This window comes from Lysinibacillus sp. JNUCC-52, assembly GCF_015999545.1.
GTDB lineage: Bacteria > Bacillota > Bacilli > Bacillales_A > Planococcaceae > Lysinibacillus.
This window is the reverse complement of sequence record NZ_CP065546.1, coordinates 3,208,694-3,221,008: the sequence shown is the minus strand read 5'-3', so window position 1 is coordinate 3,221,008 and position 12,315 is coordinate 3,208,694. Positions and strand designations below refer to the sequence as shown.

General features: G+C 37.5%; 14 protein-coding genes. 1 reads left to right on the top strand and 13 read right to left on the bottom strand.

What is annotated here, in order from left to right:
* Window positions 1-18: 18 nt before the first annotated feature.
* From sigB to acpS, 8 genes are all read right to left on the bottom strand, one after another.
* On the bottom strand, window positions 19-804 hold the full coding sequence (gene sigB, locus JNUCC52_RS15960) for an RNA polymerase sigma factor SigB (RefSeq protein ID WP_139859921.1): 786 nt from the start codon (window positions 802-804) through the stop codon (window positions 19-21).
* Complete coding sequence (gene rsbW / locus JNUCC52_RS15955; RefSeq protein ID WP_139859923.1) at window positions 782-1,252, bottom strand: anti-sigma B factor RsbW; 471 nt, start codon at window positions 1,250-1,252, stop codon at window positions 782-784. Before rsbW ends, sigB begins: the two co-directional genes overlap by 23 nt.
* Window positions 1,239-1,583 carry an STAS domain-containing protein gene (locus tag JNUCC52_RS15950; RefSeq protein WP_139859925.1) on the bottom strand — a complete coding sequence of 115 codons (345 nt, stop codon included), beginning with the start codon at window positions 1,581-1,583 and terminating at the stop codon, window positions 1,239-1,241. Before JNUCC52_RS15950 ends, rsbW begins: the two co-directional genes overlap by 14 nt.
* Window positions 1,584-1,873: 290 nt before the next feature.
* The gene (locus tag JNUCC52_RS15945; RefSeq protein ID WP_008177055.1) at window positions 1,874-2,224 is read right to left on the bottom strand and encodes a type II toxin-antitoxin system PemK/MazF family toxin; all 351 of its coding nucleotides are present in this window, start codon (window positions 2,222-2,224) and stop codon (window positions 1,874-1,876) included.
* A gap of 4 nt (window positions 2,225-2,228) precedes the next feature.
* Window positions 2,229-2,492: a hypothetical protein gene (locus tag JNUCC52_RS15940; RefSeq protein ID WP_139859927.1), complete on the bottom strand. Its 264-nt coding sequence runs from the start codon at window positions 2,490-2,492 to the stop codon at window positions 2,229-2,231.
* Window positions 2,493-2,964: 472 nt separating this feature from the next.
* Window positions 2,965-4,086: an alanine racemase gene (alr, locus tag JNUCC52_RS15935; RefSeq protein ID WP_337980319.1), complete on the bottom strand. Its 1,122-nt coding sequence runs from the start codon at window positions 4,084-4,086 to the stop codon at window positions 2,965-2,967.
* Window positions 4,087-4,558: 472 nt separating this feature from the next.
* The gene (locus JNUCC52_RS15930) at window positions 4,559-5,650 is read right to left on the bottom strand and encodes a LolA family protein (protein WP_228134182.1); all 1,092 of its coding nucleotides are present in this window, start codon (window positions 5,648-5,650) and stop codon (window positions 4,559-4,561) included.
* Window positions 5,651-5,741: 91 nt separating this feature from the next.
* Window positions 5,742-6,095, bottom strand: coding sequence for a holo-ACP synthase (acpS, locus tag JNUCC52_RS15925; protein ID WP_228134183.1), 354 nt, complete (start codon window positions 6,093-6,095; stop codon window positions 5,742-5,744).
* Window positions 6,096-6,159: 64 nt separating this feature from the next.
* Between acpS and JNUCC52_RS15920 the strand changes: the two genes are divergently transcribed.
* The gene (locus JNUCC52_RS15920) at window positions 6,160-6,780 is read left to right on the top strand and encodes a rhomboid family intramembrane serine protease (protein ID WP_228134184.1); all 621 of its coding nucleotides are present in this window, start codon (window positions 6,160-6,162) and stop codon (window positions 6,778-6,780) included.
* Window positions 6,781-6,885: 105 nt separating this feature from the next.
* Here the strand turns inward: JNUCC52_RS15920 and JNUCC52_RS15915 are convergent, their stop codons facing one another.
* The 5 genes from JNUCC52_RS15915 to JNUCC52_RS15895 form a co-directional block, all read right to left on the bottom strand.
* Window positions 6,886-7,461: a GNAT family N-acetyltransferase gene (locus tag JNUCC52_RS15915; protein WP_337980318.1), complete on the bottom strand. Its 576-nt coding sequence runs from the start codon at window positions 7,459-7,461 to the stop codon at window positions 6,886-6,888.
* Between the two features lie 112 nt (window positions 7,462-7,573).
* Window positions 7,574-9,049, bottom strand: a complete 1,476-nt coding sequence (locus JNUCC52_RS15910) for a PH domain-containing protein (protein ID WP_337982232.1) — start codon at window positions 9,047-9,049, stop codon at window positions 7,574-7,576.
* Window positions 9,042-9,521, bottom strand: a complete 480-nt coding sequence (locus JNUCC52_RS15905; RefSeq protein WP_228134186.1) for a PH domain-containing protein — start codon at window positions 9,519-9,521, stop codon at window positions 9,042-9,044. The genes JNUCC52_RS15910 and JNUCC52_RS15905 overlap by 8 nt, the downstream gene beginning before the upstream one ends.
* Before the next feature lie 111 nt (window positions 9,522-9,632).
* Window positions 9,633-11,177 carry a degradosome RNA helicase CshA gene (gene cshA, locus JNUCC52_RS15900; protein WP_228134187.1) on the bottom strand — a complete coding sequence of 515 codons (1,545 nt, stop codon included), beginning with the start codon at window positions 11,175-11,177 and terminating at the stop codon, window positions 9,633-9,635.
* 348 nt (window positions 11,178-11,525) lie between these two features.
* Entirely contained in the window at window positions 11,526-12,218 is a 693-nt protein-coding gene (locus JNUCC52_RS15895) for an alpha/beta hydrolase (protein WP_337980317.1), read from the bottom strand.
* Between the last annotated feature and the right edge of the window lie 97 nt (window positions 12,219-12,315).

Here is a 12,315-nt window from a genome sequence, read left to right as displayed (position 1 = left end):
AACACCTTCATGTCATCCTCACAGCGGTACACTACCACTTGCAAGAACGACTTCTTGTAATTTTTTAATTGCTTTTCGTTGTATTCTTGATACATGCATTTGAGAAATGCCCAATTGTTCTCCCGCTTCTTTTTGGCTAAGCTGTTCTAGATAAGTAAGCTGGATAACTTGCTTTTCTCGTTCATTTAAAACTTCCATAGCATCAGCAACAATCATCCTTCTATTGGTCATTTCATAACCCATATCTTCTTTACCCATAATATCAGCTAGAGTGACAGTACTTCCGTCATTATCTGATTCTATTGAATGATCCATTGAAAGTGCTTGATAACTGCGACTCATCTCCATCGCTTCTAAAACTTCTTCTTCTGGTACCTCTAAACGCTCAGCAATTTCTTGAATAGAAGGTGAGCGTTGGAATTCTATTGTTAACGATTCTACAGTCGATTTAATACGTGGCCCTATCTCTTTAATTCGTCTTGGCACATGTACGTCCCATGTTTTATCTCGTAAAAATCGCTTAATCTCTCCAACAATAGTTGGTACTGCAAATGCCTCAAAACTGCGGCCAAAACTTGCATCAAAACGTCTAATTGCACCTAGTAACCCCAACATTCCTACTTGCACAATATCATCATAATAAGATTTACCATACGAATATTTGCGTGCGATGGATTCAACTAAATTTCGATAATGAATAACCAAATTGGTTTGTGCTTCTTCATCCTCAGTTGTTTGGTACTGTGCTATCCACTTTAATACATCTTCCTTTGAAGAAGATTTATGTAGTGATTCTTTCGACATTTTTTTCCACCTGCTCCCTAGCGACGTACTTTGTCATGAAAACAGTTACGCCACCATCGTTATTAATCATCACCTCATCCATCAAAGTTTCCATTAAATAAAGTCCTAAACCGCCCTCTCTAAGCCCTGCAATACTATCTTCAGGATGATAAGGCCCTATTTTCGTTTTAACCTCTTCAAAATTAAAGCTGTTTCCATAATCCGCAATCATCATTTCCAACTTGTTTTCATAAAGGGCACAACCTATTACAATTTCGCCTTCCTCAGCATCTTTATAAGCATGGTGCACAACATTCGTTACCGCTTCACTAACAGCAATCTTTAAATCCTCAATTTCATCGTAGCTAAAACCTATACGATTCGCTAATCCAGAAACAGTTAAACGAATGACACTGACAAACTGAGGTTTTGCAGGAACCCTTATTTCAATATAATCAAATTCCTTCATTGCTTAATTCCACCTTTTTATCAGTTTCAATATCCATCAGTTCACTTAAGCCAGTAATTTCAAATAATCTTTGTAATCGTTTAGATAGTCCAACAATTTTCACTTTACCTTCTTCACGCAAAGCTCTTTTGTAGAAAGCTACAAAAATCCCTAGTCCTGTACTATCCATATAATTTACTTTCGATAAATCTAATTTAATTTCCATCCCTTTTGTAACCTTAACTGCCTCTAGCTCCTCACGAAGACCTGAGGCTGTATACGTATCAATCTCACCTTCAACAAACCCATATAATTTCGTACCCTCTTTTTTAAAATGTACCACCATGTCCATACAGCACACCTCCACCAAATTTATTCCACCATATTTATTCGACTTTTTTTCTATTCCCACATTTATCGGATGTTAAACATAAATAATTATATTTAATATCATAACTGTAATTTTTTTTTGAGGTAATAGAAAAGCCTCAACAATCTTCTACAAACTTATTAATCAATATGACTTGCAATTTTTTTCATTCTATTAATACTATTAAATAGTAAACTAACTTTATGATAACGCAAATAAATAAAAAAACACCAGGATGTAAAATCCCTGATGTTTCTATACACATATGTATATCAAAATTTAACTAGCCCTAAACTAATCATCAACGCTCCATCCACTTTTTCCATCACTGCATGATCGAGCTGTGTAATACGATCAGTCAATCTAGACTTATCGATTGTACGTACTTGCTCAAGCAAAATGACCGAGTCACGTTCAAATCCATACTTCTCAGCATTTATTTCAACATGTGTCGGTAACTTTGCCTTTTGAATCTGTGCAGTAATTGCTGCGATGATGACAGTTGGACTAAATCGATTTCCAATATCATTTTGAATAATCAATACCGGCCTAGTGCCACCCTGTTCGGACCCAACTACCGGCGATAAATCTGCAAAAAAAACGTCACCACGTTTTACATTCAAAGTGTCATCCCCCGCTAACGAGACGCTCCACCGTATGTTGTGCTTCATATTCCGCGTGCAAGCATTCACTTGCAATCATCAGATTAATATGAGACATTTCAACATATCCTTTCATCATAGCTTCCCGTATTTGATTTGGTTGCTCCTGCATTAAATTTTTGCGCGACAAAAAACGCACAAAAGATTCACCTTCAATTACTTCCTTTGTTTGTAGAAACAGTCTATCTTGAACAGCAATTGTAGCTTCTCTTAACTTTTTCTCGTACACAGCAAGCACCTCCAACGGAACCATACACTTTTTCATTACTACTCATTCTACCATTGAAAGATATTGTTGAAAAGACATGAAATGACAAAATATCTGACAATTTGAAGAACAAATTGTAAAATTTCGTTGGTTGTCGATGGTATATACTGCTTCCAAATGTCTAAAGGACATCGGTGCCTATTGCTTAAATCCTCTATATGCCTACGTTATAACCGAACAGGATTAAGTTCCCCATACAATTAGTAATTTCGACAAATATTCTATAACTGCGAAGTATAAAGGAAATTATTTTTTTGATGACTGCTATAACTACTATCAATTACGCTTTACTGCATAATTGTCCAGGCTTTTTATGGATTGCTTGAAAACTGTCGTTAAAATTCCACCAGCACTGGAACTATTAAGATGATTCAGCCACACTGCAACCTACTCATTTAACTAATACTTCTAAAAGTAACTTTTGTAAAACAAGTTAAATGTATACTCGAGGAACTCTGGCTGTAATAATGCATGGTACTTCATAATTAATAGTTTCGAGCTTCGCTGCCCATTCATCCATTGAAATAACTTCCTGCCCTTGACGACCAATGAGCGTTACTTTCTTACCTATAGCATATGCTTTTGGTAGAGCAACCATACATTGGTCCATACAAATTCGTCCGACTATCGACATTCTTTGTCCGTCTATAAGTACCTCTTGTCCAGCTAACTTACGAATAACACCGTCTGCATAGCCTACTGGAATCGTTCCAATCCACATATCAGTCTGGGCAATAAACGAAGCTCCGTAACCTACTGAATCACCAGCTTTTAATTGCTTAACATGCACAAGTTCACTCTCAAGTGAAAATGCAGGATTTAATTGGAATGGTAAAATTCCTTCAACGTAAGAAGATGGTGCTAACCCATACATAGAGATGCCATAACGGACAGCGTCATAGTGTAAATGATGATCTTTCACTAATGCCGCAGCTGTATTCGATGCATGTACTAGTCTAGGTTTTTTAGGTAATGTAGAGATAAGCTTTTCAAATAATTGTACCTGACTATCGAAATAAGCTGTTTCTTCCTCATCGGCAGTGGCAAAATGAGTAAATATGCCATCCAATTCTACATTGTATGTCGACTGGATTGTATCGTATACCTCTAGCAATTCTTGCTCTGTGCGAACCCCAATTCGCCCCATCCCGCTATCAACCTTTATATGTAGTTGTAAAGGATTTGCCTCACCAGCTAGCAGCGTTGAAGCTTGCTGTATCCATTCACTAGAAAATACAGTCTGTGTAATACGCTGTTGCGCTGCATAGGGTGCAAACGCTACTGGCGAGGCTCCTAATATTAGTATGTCTGGTTCTTCGAAATGTGCTCGAATATGTAATGCTTCGTCTGGTGTAGCCACTGCAAGCATCGTTGCGCCAGCTTCCAAAGCAGCTTGAGCTACTGCTATATCCCCATGTCCGTATGCATTGGCTTTTACGACTGCGATTATTTGTACATTTGGTTGAAGTAGTTCTTTTAATTTTTTTATATTTTGCTGAATTGCTTTTAAGTCTACAATTGCTTTCGTTGGTCTAAATTGCTGCTGTGTCTCCATTAGAATACCCTCTTTTTTATTTATTAAACCGTTATGTATTGAAAAAACTACCATATAACAATTCAATTATGCCTTGGCTTCATTACATCCAGATTACAATATTAATGACTTCTTTCGGGGTTCTTCAACTTGATTCAGCAAGGATTGAAAAACTTCCTACTGATGCAGTGCATTCAGCCTCCACTTATCGAAGTAGAGAACTTCTGCAAATGTAAGTTAAATTTCAGGCGTAATACTCGTCCACAATTCGAATTATACTTAGCTCCACTTACTTAAAAATTTACAGCTAATTACTTAAATTCGACGACGCGCTGCCATCTCCCTTTTTTTCCCTATAAAAAACAGTACGTTTTTTATAAATTACATAACACTATTCTATAGATAGTATTAATCGATAGAATAGTGTAGTGATTAAACGTGCATTTTTCTAATAAGCTACAGCTTTCCGCTAAAGAAAGCTGTAGCTTAAATATTATTTCATACTACTTATCGTCATGGAAGCGGCAACTTCCATCATTTCTTCTCTAGTTAATTTACTAGAAGCTACAAAGAATGCAACTCCATCTTTTTCCCAGCTAATAGACGTATCGGTAATAGCACCGATTGTAAACCCTAAGTCTACAGGATCGCCAGGCGACGTAACTGGTAACATAGACGTCTCCTTCATAACTGGTTGTTGCATAACTGTGAACGCTTTATCACCTTCGAATGTTAAAATAACACGATCCATGCCACCCTCACGAATAGCCTTTTCATCCGTCATTTTAGTGTTCTCAAAATTGACAACTGGATAATGCGTTTGGAACTCCTCATACTCTACCTCTGCACCAACAGCCTCTTTTTCGCCATCTTCACCTTTAGCACCTTTATCATCTGTTGCATCTTTTTCATCTTTATTTGTAGGTGCAGCTTGTTCGCCTTTTGAATCATCTGATTCTGTAAATTGCTCAACAGCATACTCTTTAGCAGCATGTTGTACACCTAATTTAATATTATTAAATGTAATACGGATTTGCTCTTCCTTAACATCATTCATAATAACTACAGACGTAGGAAGCATAGTTTTCTTATCCACTGTAATGACTTGGTGAGGCATACTATTTTTATAGCTATTTCTAGTAGCCGCTTCAAATATATATGCTTTGTCCTCTTCTTTCATGACTAAATTTTTATCTTCAGCTAAATCTTCTGCTAGTGCTCCGATTAAATATGCCTGACTATTTTTCTTTGGCCAATCACTTTGGAACTTATACATTTTGTTTAATGTTGGTGTAACTACAAAAACGCCATCAGCATTACGCACAATCATTTGTGAAACATCTTTTCCACTTTCAACTACTTCCACTCGATAGAAATCAGGCTTAGTATGCCATACTGTAACATCATACGTTCTAGGTTCTCCACCTGATTTAATCTCCATCTTAGCATCTAACTCATAACCATTCGTCTCTGACCATTTACCATTAACTTTCTTTAACACTTTTTCCTGTGAGGCTGTACCACACGCCGACAGAAGTAATATCGCACAAATTAAGACGAGCCAAGTAACTAAACGGTTGCCCACGCTTTCACCCTTTCTTCTTTCAAATCCACTACGACAATATATGAACCGTATGTGTCAGTTATGTCATTTGATGAAAAGGCAATATATTTTATTACAACAGTAATATTACTTGCGCGGCTGCATATTGCTTAGAATGCGTGATGCTGACAAAGCCATTCACAGGCTCTCCTTTAAAATATAAAACAGGGTTACCAGCTTCCCCTCTTAATATTTCAATATCTTGCAATGCACAATCTTTACCGATACCTGTGCCTAGCGCTTTTGAAAAAGCCTCTTTTGCCGCAAATCGTCCTGCTAAAAATTCTACTTTGCGAGATTCCGTATGCAAAGCAAATAGTGCTCTTTCTTTCTCTGATAATATTCGGTCTTTAAATTTATCCGTCCGTGTCATTGCCTTCACAATACGCTCGGTTTCTACAATGTCGAGACCTATTCCTTTAATCATATGAACTTCTCCTTTTCTTATTTCCAAAAAGCCATGTATAATAATTGTAAATTGAGGTGGAGCTATGTTTAGTAGAACAGAAAATTTTAAGCAATATACAAGTTATTACCCTGTTGTTTCAACATTAATAGCTGTGAATCTAATTCTTTATGTATTAACCCTTATTCCCATTATAGGGGAGCTGCTGTGGAACTATGGGATTCAAGTCAATTTCCTCATACAAAGCGGTGAATGGTGGCGAGTATTCTCAGCCATGTTTTTGCATGCAAACTTTATGCATGTGCTATTTAATATGTTTTCTCTGTTTTTATTTGGACCAGAACTCGAAAAAATTGCTGGTAAAGCACGTTTCATTACGATTTACTTATTATCTGGCATCGTAGGTAACATGGCAACCTTTATGCTTAATGATGGAAGCTATGCAAGCCTTGGCGCAAGTGGTGCAATTTTCGGGATTTTTGGAGCATTCGGTGCTCTTGTTTACTATACTCGTCGCACGATGCCAATGCTTCGTAAGCTTATATTGCCGATTATCGTCATCAGTGTCATCATGACTTTCTTACAGTCCAATGTAAATGTTTATGCCCATATAGGTGGTTTAGTGACAGGTTTCATTCTCGGTCTTATTTACTTACATCCCACAAGAATTTTAAGCTGGCGCAAGCAAAAAATGGCTGGCAAATAGCTTATAAAAAGAGGAGCTAACCCAAACTGTGATATCTTCATCACTTTGGGCTAGTCCTCTTTTTTAGCTCACAAACGTTACCTCACTGTTATGGTATCGTTGAAATTATAGTACAACTGTATCCTCTTTAGCCATTTTTATTTTTTTCCATTCTGTTGCGGTTAACCCATATACGACTTGATCTACATAATGATCGTATAACCATTCAGCATCCCGTAACCGTCCTTCTTCATTAAAACCTAATACTTTTGGAATTGTACGGCTACGAATATTTCCTACTGCAACTCGTACTTCAATACGATGTAACTTTAAATAGTCAAAAGCAAAATCGATGAACGCCTTCATAGAATTCGTCACAAGCCCCTTGCCAACAAAATCATTACCAAGCCAATAGCCAATGCTCGTCCATTTATGTTGCCAATTTACTTGGTGATAACCAATAACGCCTGCTAACTTACCATCATAGTAAATCCCAGCCTGTATCCCGTTATTATCAACATATTGTTGCATCGCATTTCGTACAAAATGCTCCGTATCTTTCACTGATCTCACATTGTCTACAAAGGGTAACCACTCACGTAAAGTGTCTCGCGAACGATCCGTTAATGCAAATAATTCATCTACATCGCTTAAATCTAACATTTTTAAATATGTGTGTTCATTTATGTTGTATCTAAACATTAATCCCACCCCTTTTCGCCGATTTATTCTATTATAAACGCGTTTTCCCTATTTTCGTATATAAAAAAAGCCAATCTCCACATTTCCATGTAAAGATTAGCTTATTTCTCTATTAATGTTCATACCAAGATAATATGGTTTCGGCATCTCGTTGCTCTATGCTTGGTACATTACCCGTCATACCAGACATCCCTGACATTACCGTAGCTTTTATAGACATTACTTGCTTGCGTTTTTGGAAATACGTTTGACTACTTTCCATAGATTGTATCCGTTTTTTCTCCATAAACAATGTAATACGGCTGAATATACGATATTGCATTGCAAGTTGCTTTCCATCGATCATATAACCTGCTGTTCTATGTTGCCAAACGCCAAGTAATATGGATAGTGGAATTAACAATAATGACAACAACCCATAAGGATAGAAGTAATAACTACAAGCACCTATAATCGGTACAAGCCAGAAAAAGTCGATGCGATAAAAAAATGGACGTGCTCGTTTCGGAGCCCTTGTAAATTCAGGTTGCCAATTCATTTCAGGGAAAAGTTGCACTAATGTTTGCAAACAATCTTGCTTTTTAATTAGTGGAAACAATGCAATTTTCTTATCTCTACCATTTTCACCGTTGCCACCAGCACTTTCTACAACAACAGTTGCAAAGCCAAATACTTGTCTTAAAGGATTTTCAACAATTCGGATTGCCTGTATTCGATTTAACGGTAGTGTAATTCTTTTCTTTTCCAGTAACCCCTTAGTAATCATTAGCTTTTCATCTTCAATGCGAACTGTATAATCATAATAATTTACAAGTGTGATGACTACCGATACTAACCAAGCAACAATAAGGACGAACATAACCATTACGGCAACTAAAAATGCCCCCACCTTCGCAAAATCCGCCAGTTCATGGAAGACTTCATCATAGGGAATAATATCTGAAAACTGCGAGACTATTGCTGCAAGACCAGACAACACTACGCCTATCCCACCAGAAGTCGTTGCTAACACAAGTAAATCCCGCATTGACATATGATAAATTGCAGGAGTCGTTATTTCACCGACTTGCTGCTCAGGTGATTGTTCTTCGTCTAGATGTTTAGCTACTTGCGTTTTTGCTCGACGCATTTCTTGCTCTATTACATCTGCCGCATTTTTTCGAATAGCTGTTAATTCTGCCTCTGGCTTACCGCCCTTATTCCCTGCAGTCTCTACTTGCACCTTTACTAAACCGAAGATACGGTGAAAAATACCTTCATGATAATTTAAGCTTTGAATACGTTCAAAAGGAATATATCGCTTCTTTTTTACGAATAACCCATACTTCACCCGTAATTCGCCATCCTCAAACCAATAAACAAAGGTACGCCATTTAACGATACCACCAACTAGCGCAAGCACAGCCGCTACTCCCCACACACCAAACAATAACACTGTTTCAAAAAAATATTCGCTGCGGAAATTAAATGAAAAGTTAAAACCGTTACTAATAATAATAATAGCAACAGGAAGTATCATACTTTTTAGTGCTTTGACACTAGAAATAATAGCCGATACAGGGTGCAAACGATAAATTTCATTAGACATCATCTTCTGCCACCCTTGCTAATTCCGAAATACGCGCACGAAGTCCATCTGCTTCGTTCATGACAAGCGCAGGAATGGTATGTACTGTGGCAGCTGTAGAGATTGAAATATTACCTAAGCTATATCTTTTTAAAATTGGTCCCTGTGTAGTATCAACATGTTGTACACGTACCATTGGTATGAGTGTGCGTTTTACTACAAATAATCCATGTTGCACTTCAATTTCATGTTCACGGACTTCATATCGCCAACGCTCCCAACGGATCTTAGGAAATAAATACACCAATAAAAAAACGCTTAATAAAACAACAGCAATTGCGATGATATAAATAAATGAAGGCCATTCAAAATAATAAGTTCCGTAACATACCAAAGCAGATATGACTAACAATAGTAGTGTTTGTAAAACACCATACAATCGCCATACCGTTAACCCTTTTCGAGAAATTTGATGAATTGGTTCAGCTCTCATGTTGTTCCCCCTCTTTTAATTACCTATGTATACGTACACTAACACTAATTTGTTTCATTATAAATACAAAAAAACCTTACAGCCAATTTGACTGTAAGGTTCAAAAATTAATTAGTCTTCATGACGACGTGGTGCACGTGAACGACCTTGTCCACCTTCACGGCGAGCTCCGCCTTCGCGACGACCACCTTCACGACGGCCTCCACTGTTGCGACGATCTCCGCCACCACTACCTTCACGACGGTTACCGCCATAGCTACGACCGCCACCGTTTCTGTTACGACCGTTACGATCACCACCGCGACCGCCGCCGCCACCAGAACGCTCACGGCGCATTGGTAATGGACGTTCTTCTGTAATTGTAACAGGCGAATCATCTGGCTCTTTTGTTAATGAACGTAATGCAGCAGCTACTACATCAATTGCATCATGGTTTTCAAGAACTTCTGTAGCTAATGTACGATAATCACCTAAGTTATTAGTTGAAATAATACCTTCAAGCGTCTCAATAGCTAAACGTTGTTGACCTACTAAAGCTTCGTCATTTGTTGGTGGACGAAGTGGTGTCATACGTTTTTTCGTTGTTTCTTCAACGATACGTAAATAACCCATTTCACGAGGTGTTACAAACGTTACTGCAAGACCTGATTTTCCTGCACGGCCAGTACGACCGATACGGTGAACGTAAGACTCAGGGTCTTGAGGAATATCAAAGTTATATACATGTGTAACGCCTGAAATATCAAGACCACGAGCGGCAACATCTGTTGCAACTAGGATATCAATTTTATTTTCTTTAAATTGACGTAATACTGAAATACGTTTTGCTTGGCTTAAATCACCGTGAATTCCTTCTGCAAGGTATCCGCGGATTGATAAAGCTTGTGCTAACTCATCTACGCGACGTTTTGTACGTCCAAAGATAATTGCTAATTCTGGTTGGTGAACATTCAATAGACGAGATAAAACATCGAATTTTTCACGTTCAGCAGCTTTTACAAAAAATTGTTCAATGTTATCCACTGTTAATTCTTTTGCTTTAATTTTTACAATTTCAGGTTCACGCATAAATGTTTCAGCAATTTTACGGATTGCTGGTGGCATTGTAGCTGAGAATAATAATGTTTGACGCTCAGCAGGTACGTTTTCTAAAATTGAGTTAATGTCTTCGATGAAGCCCATGTTTAACATTTCATCTGCTTCGTCCAATACAAGTGTTTGAACATCTTCTAGTTTTAAAGTACGACGATTAATATGGTCTAAAATACGACCTGGTGTCCCAACAATAATTTGTGGTTTATTTTTCAGTGCACGAATTTGACGGCCGATTTCTTGACCACCGTAAACTGATAATAATTTCACACGCTTGTCGTAACCGATTTTATATAGTTCTTCTGAAACTTGAATCGCTAATTCACGAGTTGGAGCAATTACTAATGCTTGGATATTAGGGTTTTTAGGATCGATTTTCTCGATAAGTGGAATACCAAAAGCGGCAGTTTTACCTGTACCAGTTTGCGCTTGACCTAATACATCGCGACCTTCAATGGCAAAACGAATAGTTCCCTCTTGGATTGGTGTTGCTTCTTCGAATCCCATACGTTTTACTGAACGTAATGTAGATTCGCTAATATTTAATTCTGAAAAATTTGTCAAACTTCTCAATCTCCTTTTTTCCTTTTAAGTTGACAAATGGTTACATTTTCAGATGAAGTTGTCGGCAAATTCGAGCCTGTGTTGTGGAACGTTTCCGTTACTTAAAAATTTTCTCTACAAAGTTCCATGTAGAGCTCTCTTATATGAAAAGGAAAGCCCGGTCTTTACCGAGCGGTTTGATTCTGCGTAATTATTCACTTAGAATAAAACCGTTATGTTCAAAAAAAAGTACTCTTCAACCAAATTATGAAGAGTCTTCGCACAAAATGTATCCATTGCTTACACTAGTCTATCATGGTAATGAACCGTATGCAACGATAACGCATGAGTCGTAATAATCTGACTACTTTATCGCTCTTTTAAAAACGCTAAAACCTTCGTAAACCAGTCAAAACAATCTTCACAATAACAAATATGATGTTTTCCATTATCAGAAAAATACAACTTTTTATTCATGGAGGCTAATTGATCGAATAAAAATTGGGCGGTATGATATGGTACAATCCCATCTAATTTCCCCTGAATAATATAAACAGGCACTTTAATATCTTGATAATATGGCGCCACCTTTTGAACAAGTTTCATAAATTCGATTGTTGCTGATAATGGCACATTATTAAACTTATGTCGATATCTCAAATACAGCTCATTATTAGAAAGGTTTCGATGATACGCCTCAGTCGCCAGCATTTTAAAATCCTTTACGAGTTGCTTAGGGCTTACATATTTAGCTGCCGCACTGAGCAGTACGAGCTTCTTCACTTTATATCGCTTTGCTAAGTAGAGCGCAATAATTCCGCCCATTGAAAAACCAACAACAATAATTTCCTCGACTTTTTTTGAAAGCGCTCGAAAAGCCAACTCGGCATCCATTAACCAATGCTGTGCTGTAAAACCTTTCATATTCAGTTCTTCCCCATGTCCTGATAAAGTAGGTGCTTCGATTAACCAATTTGTATTAGCACGTAAATAAGCGGTAAAAGGCTCTACTTCATAAGCCCCACCTGAAAATCCATGTAAACATAATACACCTATTGCCATTACTCTCACCTCTAAAAAAGTGGACGTTTTACGAGCAATATAGCCCGCCATTATGATTTTTTCAAAAAAGGTAAAAACCCGCATATGATGTCTATTA